The 13,833-nt window shown below is 70.9% G+C and carries 13 protein-coding genes; 9 read left to right on the top strand and 4 right to left on the bottom strand.

Going from position 1 to position 13,833, the window contains the following annotated elements; translation table 11 throughout:
- Positions 1-131 precede the first annotated feature (131 nt).
- Positions 132-1,103, top strand: coding sequence for an aldo/keto reductase (locus tag ACIO3R_RS27345; protein ID WP_402109441.1), 972 nt, complete (start codon positions 132-134; stop codon positions 1,101-1,103).
- 45 nt (positions 1,104-1,148) lie between these two features.
- On the opposite strand, the gene helR is transcribed toward ACIO3R_RS27345, so the two are convergent.
- A complete protein-coding gene (gene helR, locus ACIO3R_RS27340) occupies positions 1,149-3,296 on the bottom strand; it encodes an RNA polymerase recycling motor ATPase HelR (protein WP_402109438.1) in 2,148 nt (715 codons plus the stop codon).
- 836 nt (positions 3,297-4,132) lie between these two features.
- Between helR and ACIO3R_RS27335 the strand changes: the two genes are divergently transcribed.
- Complete coding sequence (locus ACIO3R_RS27335) at positions 4,133-4,684, top strand: TetR/AcrR family transcriptional regulator (protein WP_385032754.1); 552 nt, start codon at positions 4,133-4,135, stop codon at positions 4,682-4,684.
- The gene (locus ACIO3R_RS27330) at positions 4,681-6,225 is read left to right on the top strand and encodes an MFS transporter (RefSeq protein ID WP_385032757.1); all 1,545 of its coding nucleotides are present in this window, start codon (positions 4,681-4,683) and stop codon (positions 6,223-6,225) included. Before ACIO3R_RS27335 ends, ACIO3R_RS27330 begins: the two co-directional genes overlap by 4 nt.
- A gap of 126 nt (positions 6,226-6,351) precedes the next feature.
- Here ACIO3R_RS27330 and ACIO3R_RS27325 read toward each other — a convergent pair whose 3' ends face one another.
- A complete protein-coding gene (locus ACIO3R_RS27325) occupies positions 6,352-7,023 on the bottom strand; it encodes a lysophospholipid acyltransferase family protein (protein ID WP_363031173.1) in 672 nt (223 codons plus the stop codon).
- A gap of 232 nt (positions 7,024-7,255) precedes the next feature.
- Between ACIO3R_RS27325 and ACIO3R_RS27320 the strand changes: the two genes are divergently transcribed.
- From ACIO3R_RS27320 to ACIO3R_RS27310, 3 genes are all read left to right on the top strand, one after another.
- On the top strand, positions 7,256-8,428 hold the full coding sequence (locus ACIO3R_RS27320) for a glycerophosphodiester phosphodiesterase (RefSeq protein ID WP_402109434.1): 1,173 nt from the start codon (positions 7,256-7,258) through the stop codon (positions 8,426-8,428).
- Between the two features lie 127 nt (positions 8,429-8,555).
- Positions 8,556-9,122: a sigma-70 family RNA polymerase sigma factor gene (locus ACIO3R_RS27315; RefSeq protein WP_402109431.1), complete on the top strand. Its 567-nt coding sequence runs from the start codon at positions 8,556-8,558 to the stop codon at positions 9,120-9,122.
- A 37-nt stretch (positions 9,123-9,159) separates the two neighbouring features.
- On the top strand, positions 9,160-9,663 hold the full coding sequence (locus ACIO3R_RS27310) for a GNAT family N-acetyltransferase (RefSeq protein ID WP_385032813.1): 504 nt from the start codon (positions 9,160-9,162) through the stop codon (positions 9,661-9,663).
- A gap of 15 nt (positions 9,664-9,678) precedes the next feature.
- Here ACIO3R_RS27310 and ACIO3R_RS27305 read toward each other — a convergent pair whose 3' ends face one another.
- On the bottom strand, positions 9,679-10,116 hold the full coding sequence (locus ACIO3R_RS27305) for a hypothetical protein (protein ID WP_385032766.1): 438 nt from the start codon (positions 10,114-10,116) through the stop codon (positions 9,679-9,681).
- A gap of 2 nt (positions 10,117-10,118) precedes the next feature.
- On the bottom strand, positions 10,119-10,478 hold the full coding sequence (locus ACIO3R_RS27300; RefSeq protein ID WP_145762470.1) for a hypothetical protein: 360 nt from the start codon (positions 10,476-10,478) through the stop codon (positions 10,119-10,121).
- A gap of 618 nt (positions 10,479-11,096) precedes the next feature.
- Between ACIO3R_RS27300 and ACIO3R_RS27295 the strand changes: the two genes are divergently transcribed.
- The 3 genes from ACIO3R_RS27295 (at position 11,097) to ACIO3R_RS27285 (ending at position 13,771) form a co-directional block, all read left to right on the top strand.
- Complete coding sequence (locus ACIO3R_RS27295; RefSeq protein ID WP_385032769.1) at positions 11,097-12,164, top strand: methionine ABC transporter ATP-binding protein; 1,068 nt, start codon at positions 11,097-11,099, stop codon at positions 12,162-12,164.
- The gene (locus ACIO3R_RS27290) at positions 12,161-12,832 is read left to right on the top strand and encodes a methionine ABC transporter permease (RefSeq protein WP_385032772.1); all 672 of its coding nucleotides are present in this window, start codon (positions 12,161-12,163) and stop codon (positions 12,830-12,832) included. Before ACIO3R_RS27295 ends, ACIO3R_RS27290 begins: the two co-directional genes overlap by 4 nt.
- A 72-nt stretch (positions 12,833-12,904) precedes the next feature.
- Positions 12,905-13,771: a MetQ/NlpA family ABC transporter substrate-binding protein gene (locus ACIO3R_RS27285; RefSeq protein WP_385032775.1), complete on the top strand. Its 867-nt coding sequence runs from the start codon at positions 12,905-12,907 to the stop codon at positions 13,769-13,771.
- The last annotated feature ends 62 nt before the right edge of the window (positions 13,772-13,833 follow it).

Genomic DNA, 13,833 nt, shown 5'->3' with positions numbered 1-13,833 from the left:
GCATCGCGGGCTACGTTGGGTCATGGGGCCTGTCCGGATCAGGTCCGGGCAGGTGCACCCCACGACCTGCGCGGCGGACCGGGACCGGACGGACCCCGGCCGCGTTCCCCACCGACCACGAGGAGCCCGCGATGCCCTTCGCCCGACTGGCCAGCACCACCACCCCGACCGCCCACATCGGGCTCGGTCTGGCAGCGGTCGGCAGGCCCGGCTACATCAATCTCCACCGTGACCGCGACCTGCCCGACGAGCGCACCGCCGACGCGCTGCGCTCCCGTACGCACGAACTGCTCGACGCCGCCTACGCACAGGGTGTCCGCTACTTCGACGCGGCCCGCTCCTACGGCCGCTCCGAGGAGTTCCTCGCGGACTGGCTGAAGGCCCGGCCCGAGGTGCGTGACGTCGTCATCGGGAGCAAGTGGGGCTACACGTACACCGCCGACTGGGGCGTCGAAGCCGAGGCGCACGAGGTCAAGGACCACAGCCTCGCCGCCTACGAGCGCCAGCGCGCCGAGACCGCCACGCTGCTCGGTGACCGGCTCGACCTCTACCAGATCCACTCCGTCACCCCGGACAGCCCGGCCCTGACGGACAAGGAGCTGCACGCCCGCCTCGCCGAGCTCGCCGCCGAAGGGGTCAGCGTCGGCCTCTCCACCAGCGGGCCCGCGCAGGCCGACGCGATCCGGGCGGCCCTCGCCGTCACGGTCGACGGCGAGCCGCTCTTCCGTACCGTCCAGGCCACCTACAACGCGCTGGAGACCTCGGCCGGACCGGCACTGGCCGACGCCCACGCCGCCGGGCTCACCGTGATCGTCAAGGAGGCCATGGCCAACGGCCGGCTCGCGGGCACGGAGGGCCCCGCCGCGGTACGGGAGATCGCCACCGAGGAGGGGCTCGGCAGCGACGCGGTGGCCCTGGCGCTGGTGCTGCACCAGCCGTGGGCCGGGGTCGTGCTCTCCGGCGCCGCGACCGTCGGCCAGCTCGCCGGCAACCTCCACGCGGCCGTCCTCGACCTCGACGAGGAGCGGCGCGCCCGGCTGGACGCACTGGTGGAGGAGCCGGAGGCGTACTGGAGGCACCGCGCGTCGCTGCCCTGGAGCTGAGCCGTCGTCCGCCCCCGGCCGGGAGCGGACGTACGGTTCGCTCCCTCAGGGGCCGGTGAGGATGACGAGCTGCTGGGTCGCCCGGGTCATCGCGACATAGCGGTCGACCGCTCCTTCGATGCCCTCGCCGAACGTCTCCGGGTCGATGAGGACGACCAGGTCGAACTCGAGCCCCTTGGTCAGCTCCGGGGGCAGCGACCGGACGCGCGGCGTCGACCGGAACGTGGGATCGCCGACGACGCAGGCGATCCCGTCGGTGTGTGCGGCGAGCCAGGTGTCGAGCACCGAGCCCAGGTCCGCGGCCGATCCGTGCACGACGGGGAGCCCGCTGCTGCGGACGGAGGCCGGGACGTTGGCGTCCGGCAGCACGGCCCGGATGACCGGCTCGGCCTCCGCCATGATCTCCTCGGGCGTCCGGTAGTTGATGCTGAGGGAGGCCAGGTTGATCCGGTCGAGCCCGATCCGCCGCAGCCGTTCCTGCCACGACTCGGTGAACCCGTGCCGGGCCTGGGCGCGGTCCCCGACGATGGTGAAGCTTCCCGACGGGCACCGGATCAGCAGCATCTGCCACTCCGCGTCGGTCAGTTCCTGGGCCTCGTCCACGACGATGTGCGCGAACGGGCCTGCGAGCAGGTCCGGTTCGGTGCCGGGTGCCCCGCTGTCGTCGACCAGGGCCTCCTGAAGGTCCTTCCCGTGCAGCATCGTCACCGCACCCTCGCCGTCGTCGTCGGCCTGCAACAGGGTGTCGATGACCTTGTCCATGTGCTCGCGGTCCGCGGCGAGCGCGGCCCGGTGCCGGCGGCTGCGCCGGGACGCCTCCGGGTCGCCCAGCCGCTGGCGTGCCGCGTCCAGGTACGGCAGGTCGGACACTGTCCACGCCTGGGGGTCCTCCCGCTGGAGCCGCGACACCTCGTCGGGGGTGAGCCAGGGGGCGCATCTGCGCAGATAGGCGGGGACGGACCAGAGGTCCCCGACGACGTCGGCCGCCTCGAGCAGCGGCCACGCGCGGTCGAAGGTGGTGAGCAGCTCCCGGTTCTTCAGCAGCGACTTGCGGAGCACCTCGTCGGAGACGTCGCCCTCGTGCTTGTCGACCAGGATGGTGAGCAGCTCCTCGCGGACCTGGTCGCGCGCCTCGTTGTGCGGAGTGCCTGGTTCCGCCGCCTCGAACGCCACGGCCCAGTCGCCGGCGGTCAGCTGGATGTCCGACCAGTGGGTCGTGACCGTCATCCCCTTGGCGGGCGGCTCCTCGTAGAACCTGGCGGCCGCGTCGACCGCCGCCACCAGATTCCTGGAGGACTTCAGGCGGGCCACCTCCGGGTCGGCCTCCGCCCCCGCCGCGGCCCCCTCGGTCACGAGGTCCCGCAGGGTGCAGGTCTGCACGCCCTCCTCCCCGAGGCTGGGCAGGACGTCGGCGACGTAGCCCAGGTAGGGCTGGTGCGGGCCGACGAACAGCACGCCGCCCCGGCGGTGACCGAGACGGGGGTCGGAGTACAGGAGGTAGGCGGAGCGGTGCAGGGCGACGACTGTCTTGCCCGTTCCCGGGCCCCCGTCGACGACGAGGGCGCCGCGCGACCCCGCGCGGATGATGGCGTCCTGGTCGGCCTGGATGGTGCCCAGTACGTCCCGCATCCGGGCCGACCGGTTGCTGCCCAGGCTGGCGATGAAGGCGGACTGGTCGTCGAGCGCGGCGTGCCCGGCGAACCCCTCCGCGGTGAACACCTCGTCCCAGTAGTCGCTGATCCGGCCGCTCGTCCAGCGGTACCTGCGGCGGCTCGCCAGCCCCATCGGATTGGCGTGGGTGGCCCCGAAGAACGGTTCGGCCGCGGGGGAGCGCCAGTCGATGAGCAGCCGGCGGCCCGAGCTGTCGGTGAGCCCGAGCCGTCCGATGTACAGGGGCTCGGGGTCGTCGGCCGCGACCATGTGCCCGAGGCAGAGGTCCAGTCCGAAGCGGCGCAGCGCGCGCAGCCGGGCCGTCAGGCGGTGGATCTCCACGTCCCGGTCCATCGCCTGCCGGCCCGCACCGCCGGGCGTCCTGCGCTCGGCGGCCAGGCGCTCGGTCAGCTCGGCGATCGACTCGTCGAGGCATTCCGCGATGGCGGCGAAGTGCTGCTCGTCGCCGGCGATCAGCGCCGGGTCTGCCTTGGGGGAGAGGCGGTCGGGAAGGTCGAACGCGCTGGTGGTCAGGGGATTCACGTCATCAGCTCCGATCTGGGGCCGCTTGCAGTCAATGCGCGCAGCGGGGCGCCTGGACCGGCGCGGCGTACGTGGTGGCCGTGACGGGGGCGGAGCTCCGTCCGGGCGTGCACGCCGTGGCTGGTTGCCGGTCCAGTCCGCCAGGGTTTACGGGTTCTCGCGTACCTGGTCGTGGCTCGGTGGTTCCGGGCGGTTCACCGGAACCCGGGCCGGGCGCGCGGTGGCCTCCAGGAACGCCGTCCTAGCAGGCCGGTGGCCGACGCGGCCGCGCACCGGGGCAGCCGCGGCGGCGGCGCGTTCAGCCGTACCTCCGTGCCCACGGCCCGCAACCGCCCCGCGGGTCCCGGCAGCGGTACGGCGTCCCCGCGCGACCCACCGGCCGACAACAGCACACGCACTTCGTGACTCACCCATCTCCGCAAAATTCTGGCCTCGGCCGATGATTCTGCGCCATCACCCGGGTCTTGCCGCAAGCCCCCCCATGCGCTATAAGTTAAAAGTGGCAAGGAGTGGGTTCGTGCTCACGACCCTCCGGCCGGAGCCCGGCACACCTGGGGCTGACCGCCACGATACGGCCCCGCCGACGGCTCTCCTCCCGCCCGGCGTGACAGCCGGGCCATCGGAGCCCATTCACTCACCGCGCCGGTGGAATCCGCGTTCCCGCCGGGACGCTCCTTCGTGCTGAGCCGCTGCTCACCGAAGTGCGGGACACCGACAACCAGTTGAACGGCCGCCCCATTCCGGCTGCCCCGCGTACGGCGGTGCCCCTGCCGCGCGGAGATCCTTTCGGCCACCCGCGTGAGACGTCTATGTCTCATGTGGGCTAGTCTCGTCTCATGACTCTCGACCGTGAGCAGGTGCTGCGCAGCGCCGCCGCCCTGCTGACCCGTAAATCGACCGCCACCATGGACGAGGTCGCCAAGGCCGCGGGGATCGGCCGCGCCACCCTGCACCGGCACTTCGCCGGGCGGGACGCCCTGGTCAGGGCGCTGGAGAACCTGGGAATCCAGGAGTTCGAAGCGGCGCTCGACGCCGCCGAGCTCGACCGGGGCACCTCGCAGGAGGCGCTGCGCCGCTTCGTCGCCGCCGTCGAACCGAGCGCCGGGCTCCTGGCCTTCCTCGTGTCCGAGAACCAGCTCTTCGAGGGCGACGAGCTGAACGAGGGCTGGGACCGGCTGGACGCCCGGGTCTCCGCCTTCTTCCGGCGCGGCCAGGAGCGCGGCGAATTCCGGATCGACCTGACCCCCGCCTGGCTGACCGAGGCCCTCTACGGGCTCATCGGCACCTGCGCCTGGGCCGTTCAGGCGGGCCGGGTGGCCGCACAGGACTTCCAGTACATGATCGTCGAGTTGCTGCTCGGCGGCGCACGCCGGAGCGTGGAGCAATGAGCAGTATGGAACAGCACCCGGGAGCCCCGACCGAGCTGCGCCGCCCCGGGCGGTGGATCGCGCTGTCCGTGCTCGTGCTCGCGGTGCTGCTGGTGGCCGTCGACGCGACCGTGCTCGGTCTCGCCACCCCCTTCCTCACCGAGGACCTCAAGCCGTCCGGCACCCAGCTGCTCTGGATCGGTGACGTCTACTCCTTCGTCATCGCGGGCCTCCTGGTCTCCATGGGCAGCCTCGGTGACCGCATCGGCCGAAAGAAGCTGCTGCTCTGCGGAGCCACCGCCTTCGGCGCGGTCTCGGTGCTCAACGCCTACGCGTCGACGCCGGAGATGATGATCCTGGCGCGGGCCCTGCTCGGCGTCGCCGGCGCCACTCTGATGCCGTCCACCCTCGCCCTGATCCGCAACCTCTTCCACGACGCACGCGAGCGCAGCCTCGCCATCGGCATCTGGGGGGCGATGGCCTCGGCCGGTGCGGCGGTCGGCCCCGTCGTCGGCGGTTTCCTCCTGGAGCACTTCTGGTGGGGCTCGGTCTTCCTGATCAACCTGCCGGTCATGGCCGTGCTCGTCGTCGTCGGGATCAAGCTGATCCCCGAGTCGAAGAACCCCGCGCCCGGACCGTGGGACGTGGTCAGCGTGCTGCTCTCGTTCGTCGGCATGATCGGCGTCGTGTACGCCATCAAGGAGCTGGCGGCCCACGGCGGGAGCCTGCCGGTCGCACTGGCGGGCATCGGGGGAGTGGCCGCGCTCGTCTGGTTCGTCCGTCGGCAGTTCCGGCTCCCCGCGCCCCTGCTGGACATGCGGCTCTTCCACCACCGGGGCTTCTCCGGCGCCGTGCTCGCCGACCTGCTGACCATCCTCGGCCTGTCCGGCCTGGTCTTCTTCCTCTCCCAGTTCCTGCAACTGGTCCAGGGACGCGGACCGCTGGAGGCGGGCCTCGCCGAACTGCCCGCGGCCGTCGGCGCCGTCACCGCGGGTCTGCTGGCCGGAACCACCGCACGCCGCTTCTCGGTGCGGTACGTGGTGTCGGGAGGCCTCGGGGCGATCGGCCTGTCGCTGGCCGCGGTCGCCGCGATCCACAAGGACACCGCGTATCCGCTGATCGGCGCCCTCCTCCTGATCGTCGGCGTGGGCGCGGGCTTCGCCTTCACGGTGACCTCCGACGTGATCCTCTCCAGCGTCCCGAAGGAGCACGCGGGCTCCGCGTCCGCGGTCTCCGAGACGGCGTACGAGCTCGGCGCCGCTCTCGGCATCGCCCTGCTCGGTTCCATCGTCACCGGGGTCTACCAGGACTTCGCCACTCCGGCGGGGGTACCGGCGCCCACCTCTTCGGCCGCCCACGAATCGCTGGGCGGCGCCGTCGAAGCGGCCAAGACACTCACGGAACAACAGGGGACCGCACTGGTCCACGCCGCCCAGGACGCGTTCGTCGACGGCCTGCGGCTCGCCTCGGTCTTCGGCGCCGCCGTCCTCCTGGCCACCGCGGTGGGAGCCTGGTTCCTGCTGCGCGGCCAAGAGCTGGACGAAGGCATCGTGCACGACTAGGCAAGATCGGAGGCGTCCGTCCGTCCCGTGTGGTCCGGACGGGTGGAACGGATGTGCGGAAGGGTCCGTACCCCCAACCGGGGTACGGACCCTTCCCAGTGTCCGTGACGCGGTGCTCCGCGAGGTTCAGGCGGCCTTGGCCTTCGTGGCGTACATGTCGACGTACTCCTGGCCGGACAGCCGCATCACCTCGGCCATCACGGAGTCCGTCACCGCCCGCAGCACATAGCGGTCGCGGTCCATCCCCTCGTACCGCGAGAACTCCATCGGCTCACCGAAGCGGACCGTGACCTTGCCCGGCCGCGGGACACCGGAGCCGCCCGGCTGGAGCTTGTCCGTACCGATCATCGCGAACGGCACGACCGGCGCCCCCGTCATCAGCGTCAGCCGTGCGATGCCCGTACGGCCCCGGTAGAGGCGGCCGTCGGGGGAGCGGGTCCCCTCCGGGTAGATCGCGAAGGCCTTGCCCTCCTCCAGCACCCGGCGGCCGGTCATCAGCGCCGCGACACCGCCGCGGCCGCCGTCCCGGTCCACCGGGACCATGCCCACGCCCGTGAAGAACCAGGCCATCAGACGGCCCTTGAAGCCCTTGCCCGTGACGTATTCGTCCTTGCCGATGAAGCACACCGGCCGGTCGCAGCAGATCGGCATGATCATCGAGTCGATGAACGTGAGGTGGTTTCCCGCGAGGATCACCGGCCCGGATCCCGGAATGTTCTCGATGCCTTCCACCCGCGGCCGGAACATCAGGCGCAGGATCGGTCCGAGCACTGCCTTGATGAGTGCGAGTCGGGACAACGGTTCCTCCGGTGTAGCGGCCGGGCCGGCCGAGCGATGAATTGAGCGGTACATGCAGGTGAGGACGATACTCGCGGGAACTCGCTGATCGCACATCGGGTTCACGCAGCGGATACGCAGTGTTGACGTGTGTTTGCGCCATGTTGGCCCGGGTGCCGCCGTCCGGACCGCCGAGCTGCCTACGCTCGGGCCTCGCTCGACAGGTGCCGGACATCATATGCGAGGAGCATTCATGACAGAGCGTGCACAGGCCACTCCCGGACGACGGACCGTCGTGGGCGCGGGAGCCGCCGTACTCGGTACCGCGGCCATCGGCCTGACCGGGACGGCACGGGCCGCCGGGAACACCGCGGAACGGTCCGGTGGCCACGGCGGCTCCGGACACCGCCTCGACCTCCCGGTGCCGACCGTCATCGGACACCGGGGCACCAGCGGATACCGCCCCGAGCACACCCTCGGCTCGTACCGGCTGGCCCTCGACATGGGCGCGCACATCATCGAGCAGGACCTCGTGCCGACCAGCGACGGCCACCTCGTCTGCCGTCACGAGAACGACATCACCGCCACCACCGACGTCTCCGCCCACCCCGAGTTCGCGAGCCGCAGGACCACGAAGACGGTCGACGGCATCCCGATCACCGGCTGGTTCACCGAGGACTTCACCCTCGCCGAACTGAAGACACTGCGCGCCAAGGAGCGCATCCCGGGCAACCGCCAGAAGAACACGCTGTACGACGGCCGCTGGGAGATCCCCACCTTCGAGGAGGTCCTGCGCTGGGCCGACCGCGAGGGCCGCAGGCGCGGAAAGAAGATCTGGCTCTACGTCGAGACCAAGCACCCCACCTACTTCCGCGGCCTCGGCCTCGGCCTCGAGGAACGGCTCGTCAAGCTGCTGCGCCGCTACGACCGCCACCACGCCCAGTCCCCGCTGATCCTCCAGTCCTTCGAACCCAGCAGCATCCAGCGGCTGTCGAAGCTCGTCGCCACCCCGCGCGTCGTCCTGCTCTCGGGCACCGGGACCCGGCCCTGGGACTTCACGGCGACCGGCGACCCGCGTACCACCGACGACCTGGTGAAGCCCGCCGGTCTGAAGTGGATGGCGTCCTTCGCCCAGGGCATCGGCCCCACCCTGGACCTGATCATCCCCAGGGACGGCTCCGGCAAGCTCGCCGAACCCACCACCCTGGTACGCGACGCGCACGCCCAGGGGCTGATCCTGCACCCCTACACGATGCGCAACGAGAACACCTTCCTGCCCGCCGACTTCCGGCGCGGCAGCGACCCCAACGCCTACGGGGACGCGTTCGGCGCCTTCGCCGCGTACTTCGCGACGGGCATCGACGGGATCTTCTCCGACAACCCGGACACGGCGCTGCTCGCGGCGGCGGACTTCACGGGCAAGTAGCGCGCCCGCCCCGGCCGGTGGCCGCCGGACCGCACGGGTCCGTCAGCACCCGGCCGGGCGTGCCCCGGTCGGGTGGTGCTCGCCCGGTTCGGCAACCGGCCGGCGGAGAAGCACGTCGGGTGGGTGCATGACGCTTCTCGATCTTCATGCGGCGCCGCCCCTCCCGGCCCCCGCAACCGTCGTCCGGACCCTGTATCCACTGGTCAGCGCCGAGGCCGGAGCCGAGGCAGCGGCCTCGGCGACCGGCGCCGCCGTCGACCCCGCCGATCTCGAACAGACCGTCTGGCTGCGCCTGCTGGAGCGGCTGCCCGAGCAGGGACCGCCGACGGACGCCGCGCGCTGGGTGCGGGACACCGTGCGGGGAGAGGCCCGCCGGGCCCGCCGCACCGCCCGGCACGAACGGCCCTACCGTGACGAGACCGCCCCCGATCCGGCCGGCTGCCCCGAGCGGGCGTTCGTCGGCGCCGACGAACGCCGGGTGCTGCGCGCGGCCGTGGACCGGCTCCCCGCCCGCTGCGCACGCGTGCTGAGGGCGATGCTCGCCCCGAACGATCCCACCTACCGGGAAATCGCAGGGGAGTTGGGTATGTCACAGGGGAGTTTGGGGCCGATCCGTTCCCGATGCCTGGGATGTCTGCGCAGAATGCTGGCGGCGGAGGTTGTAGCTCCTGAACTGCGGGGAAAGGAGCGGTAGACAACCGGCGGATCAGATGAGCGGGAGGCATGCGCGGATGGGCATGAGCGTGATCATCTCGGCGGCGGGCACACAGGACGCCGAACAGATCTTGAAACTCCAGTACCTCTGTTTTCAGAGTGAGGCGGAGCTGTACGGGAACTACCGGATCGACCCGCTCGTCCAGACCCTCGACTCCTTGCGCGCCGAAATCGCCACGAACCTGGTGTTCGTGGCACGGCTCGGTGAGGAAGTCGTCGGTTCGGTACGGGGATCAGCGGATCAGGACGGCGTCGGGGAGATAGGGCGGCTCTGCGTCCACCCCCGGCTCCAGGGACACGGCCTCGGCGCCCGCCTGCTGGGGGCGGCGGAGTCCGGACTCGCCGGCCAGCGGTCGGCCACCCGGTTCCGGCTGCACACCGGACACCTCAGCGAGAGCAATCTGCGGCTCTACCGCCGGGCGGGCTACGCCCCCGTGGGCAACGCCACCGGCCAGGACGGCGTCCGGATGATCCTGCTGGAGAAGGAGGCCTCGGCCGCCGCGTACGTGACCAGCGCCTGACCCGTTGACCAGCGCCTAGGCGGCCTTCGCGCGGCGCAGCCAGATCATCCCGGTGACCGGCAGGATCACCGGGATGAGCAGGTAGCCCGCTCCGAAGTCCGACCAGACGGTGGCGTCCGCGAACGCCGACGGGTCGGCCAGGGTCCACGTGCCCACGATCAGTACTCCGGCGAGCTCGGCGGCGCAGCACACCAGCGCCGTCCGGCGCGCCTTCTCCCCGCCGCGCACCAGCGAATAGGTGATGAAGCCGTAGACGAGCGCGGCGACGGCCGACAGCACGTAGGCGAGCGGCGCCTTCCCGAAGTCCAGGATCATCTGGACGATCGAACGGGACGCCGCCGCCACGGTGAACACGCCGTAGAACCAGACCAGTACCCGGCCCGGACCGGTGCCGAGGTCGAAGGGCCGCTTCTCGCCGGTGGCTGCCGCGGGGGTGCGATCGGTGTCGGTCACGGTCAGTTTCCCCAGATGTCGTAGAGCCGTACTTCGAGAACGGCCAGCACGACCGCGCCCGCCGCCACCGTCACCGAACCCCACCGGGTCCGCTCGCTCAGCGACAGGAACCCTGCCGCCGGAACGGCGAGGAACGCCCCGATCAGATACGCGATGAAGATGGTCATGCCCTGCTCCGGCCGCTCGCCGCGGGCCATCTGCACGATCCCCACCACCAGCTGGGCCAGCGCGAGCACCGAGACCACGGCCATCCCGATGAAGTGCCAGTCCTTGGTCGGCTGGTCCCGGTAGGCGGCGAATCCGCACCAGGCGGCGAGGGCGAGGGCGGCCACGCCGACCGCGATCGTCAGGGCGTCAAGCATGAGCCGAGGGTATTACGGGCCGGGGGACCCGCCGCGTGCGCCCCCGCACCCGGGCGCCGGCGGGGCCGGTGAACACGGAGCCCCAGCCCTGAACACGGAGCCGCGCGCCCGCGCCCTGCCGCACGAGGACCGTGGCCTTGGCCACAGAACCTCACCGGTCCGGACCGGTGACGGATCGCGCAGCCGAGCGCCCGCGTCCCCTGTCGACGCAGGTCACAGCGTTGCGGCCGGAAAACACGACGACCGGCGCGGCGGTACTGGAACGCCATCCACGCTCGTCCGCTATTCGGACAACCGGTTCGGGCGGAACGTTACGTCTGTTTTACTTGGGCCCATGACCACGACGAGCAACCGCATCCTTGCGACCGAGGCGATCACGACGCCCGGTGCTCGTTGTATGTGTCGAATGCGCGCCTTCTGAGGGCCCCCGCCCCGAGCCTCGCGCCCCAAAGCGAGGACGAGTCTGTCCGAGCACGCTGCCCCGCGGTCACCACCGCGCCGGGCCGTGCCGGGACCCCGCTCGAAACGTCCGATCGAACGTCCGAACAGTCCCACCGGACGAATGCCCCGTGCCCGGCGGACACCGCGCCGCGCACTCGACAGTGACGGAACCCCCCTGTGATCACCACTACGGGCCTCACGAAGGTCTACCAGTCGCGCGACCGTGAGGTCACCGCTCTGGACGGCGTCGATCTCCACGTCCGCGAGGGTGAGGTGTACGGCGTCATCGGACAGAGCGGCGCCGGAAAATCATCCCTGATCCGCTGCGTCAACCTGCTGGAGCGCCCCACCTCGGGCACCGTGACCGTGGCCGGCCAGGACCTCACGGCCCTCGCGGGCCGGGGCCGCCGGGCCGGCAAGGAGCTGCGCGAGGCGCGCAGCCGTATCGGCATGGTCTTCCAGCACTTCAACCTGCTGGCCTCCCGCACCGTGCAGGACAACGTCGAACTCCCGCTGGAGATCCTCGGTGTCGCCGGCCGCGAACGGTCCCGCAAGGCCCTCGAACTCCTCGACCTCGTCGGCCTCGCCGACAAGGCCAAGGCGTACCCCGGCCAGCTCTCCGGCGGCCAGAAGCAGCGCGTCGGCATCGCCCGCGCGCTCGCCGGTGACCCCAAGGTGCTGCTCTCCGACGAGGCGACCTCGGCGCTGGACCCCGAGACCACCCGCTCCATCCTCCAGCTGCTGCGCGACCTCAACCAGCAGCTCGGCCTCACCGTCCTGCTCATCACGCACGAGATGGACGTCGTCAAGACGGTCTGCGACTCCGCCGCGCTGATGCGCGCGGGCCGCGTCGTCGAGTCCGGCACCGTCGGCGAACTCCTCGCCACCCCCGGCTCCGAACTCGCCCACGAACTGTTCCCGGTCGGCGGCAGCGCCTCCGGCCCCGACCGCACGGTCGTCGACGTCACCTTCCACGGCGAGGCCGCCGCCCGTCCGGTGATCTCGCAGCTCTCCCGCACGTACAACATCGACATCTCGATCCTGGGCGCGGCGATGGACACCGTCGGCGGCCGGCAGATCGGCCGGATGCGCATCGAGCTGCCCGGCCGGTTCGAGGAGAACGTCGTGCCCATCGGCTTCCTGCGCGAGCAGGGCCTGCAGGCCGAACTCGTCGAAGACGCCGACAGCACCGACGCCACTCCCGCCCCCATCCCCGCACCGCTCACCAAGGAGGTGGCGAAGTGACCTGGTCCGAAATGCAGCCGCTGCTGACACAGGGCACCGTCGACACCCTCTACATGGTGCTGTGGTCGGCGGCCGTCACCGTCCTGGTCGGACTGCCGCTCGGCGTTCTGCTCGTCCTCACCGACAAGGGCGGACTGCTGCAGAACACCCCGGTGAACAAGGTCATCGGCGTGATCGTGAACATCGGCCGCTCGCTGCCGTTCATCATCCTGCTGATCGCCCTGATCCCCTTCACCACCTGGGTCGTCGGCACCTTCATCGGCCCGACCGCGATGATCGTCCCGCTTGCCGTGGGCGCCATCCCGTTCTTCGCCCGGCTCGTCGAGACGGCGGTCCGCGAGGTCGACCACGGGCTCGTCGAGGCGGTCCAGTCCATGGGCGGATCCATCCCGACGATCGTCCGCAAGGTCCTGCTGCCGCAGGCGCTGCCGTCCCTCGTCTCCGGTGTCACCACCACCGTGATCGTGCTCATCGGCTACTCCGCGATGGCCGGCGCGGTCGGCGGCGAAGGGCTCGGCTCCAAGGCCGTCACCTACGGATTCCAGCGCTTCGACAACCAGTTCATGCTCATCACCGTCGTGCTGCTGGTCGTCATCGTGACCGTGATCCAGCTGATCGGCGACGGAGCCGTACGCCTGCTGGCCCGCCGGGGCCGCAGCACCTCCTGAGACTTCTCCTCCCCGCAGCCCGCACTCCTTGTCCGGGCGTACCACCATCACCATCCGAAAGAGGCACTCTTCGTGCGCAAGAACATCAAGATCACCGCAGCTGCCGCCGCCACCGCCGCCCTCGCCTTCGGCCTCACCGCCTGCGGCACGGACTCCGACCCGGCGTCCAAGAGCGAGACCGGTGCCAAGGCGGACACCTCCAAGGCCCTCGTCGTCGCCGCGTCACCGACGCCGCACGCCGACATCCTGGACTTCGTCAAGAAGAACCTGGCGGACAAGGCAGGCCTCAAGCTGGAGGTCAAGGAGTTCACGGACTACGTCCTGCCGAACACCGCGACCGAGACCGGCCAGGTCGACGCCAACTTCTTCCAGCACCAGCCCTACCTCGACGACTTCAACAAGAAGAACAACACCCACCTGGTCTCCGTCGGCACCGTGCACCTGGAGCCCCTCGGCCTCTACTCCAAGAAGGTCAAGGACCTGGGCGACATCAAGCCGGGCCAGACCATCGCCGTGCCGAACGACACCACCAACGAGGGCCGGGCGCTCCAGCTGCTCGCGGGCAACGGCCTGATCACCCTCAAGGACGGCGTCGGCACCAGCGCCAAGCTGAGCGACATCACCGACAAGAAGGGCCTCACGTTCAAGGAGCTGGAGGCCGCCACCGTCCCCCGCGCCCTGAACGACGTCGACGCCGCCGTCATCAACGGCAACTACGCCATCGAGGCCAAGCTCAAGCCCGCCAAGGACGCCCTGGCGCTCGAAGAGGCCGACGGCAACCCGTACGCCAACATCGTCGCCGTGAAGAAGGGCAACGAGAAGGACGCCCGCGTCCAGAAGCTCGTGAAGCTCCTCCACTCCGACGAGGTCAAGAAGTTCATCGAGGACAGCTACCAGGGCTCGGTCATCCCGGCCTTCGGTTCCGCAGCCAAGTCCTGACCCCCGCACGGCACTTGCCCCAGGAGCCCCGCACACCCCGCCCGGGTGTGCGGGGCTCCGTC

The organism is Streptomyces sp. NPDC087428 (genome assembly GCF_044744085.1).
GTDB lineage: Bacteria > Actinomycetota > Actinomycetes > Streptomycetales > Streptomycetaceae > Streptomyces.
The sequence above is the reverse complement of the archived record's forward strand: the minus strand, read 5'-3'. Positions and strand labels throughout refer to the sequence as shown.

Excerpts from the sequence above, each read along its gene's own strand:
- ACIO3R_RS27345 (WP_402109441.1), top strand. The coding sequence starts at position 132 with ATGCCCTTCGCCCGACTGGCCAGCACCACCACCCCGACCGCCCACATC.
- ACIO3R_RS27335 (WP_385032754.1), top strand. The coding sequence starts at position 4,133 with ATGACTCTCGACCGTGAGCAGGTGCTGCGCAGCGCCGCCGCCCTGCTG.
- ACIO3R_RS27330 (WP_385032757.1), top strand. The coding sequence starts at position 4,681 with ATGAGCAGTATGGAACAGCACCCGGGAGCCCCGACCGAGCTGCGCCGC.
- ACIO3R_RS27320 (WP_402109434.1), top strand. The coding sequence starts at position 7,256 with ATGACAGAGCGTGCACAGGCCACTCCCGGACGACGGACCGTCGTGGGC.
- ACIO3R_RS27315 (WP_402109431.1), top strand. The coding sequence starts at position 8,556 with ATGACGCTTCTCGATCTTCATGCGGCGCCGCCCCTCCCGGCCCCCGCA.
- ACIO3R_RS27310 (WP_385032813.1), top strand. The coding sequence starts at position 9,160 with ATGGGCATGAGCGTGATCATCTCGGCGGCGGGCACACAGGACGCCGAA.
- ACIO3R_RS27300 (WP_145762470.1), bottom strand. The coding sequence starts at position 10,478 with ATGCTTGACGCCCTGACGATCGCGGTCGGCGTGGCCGCCCTCGCCCTC.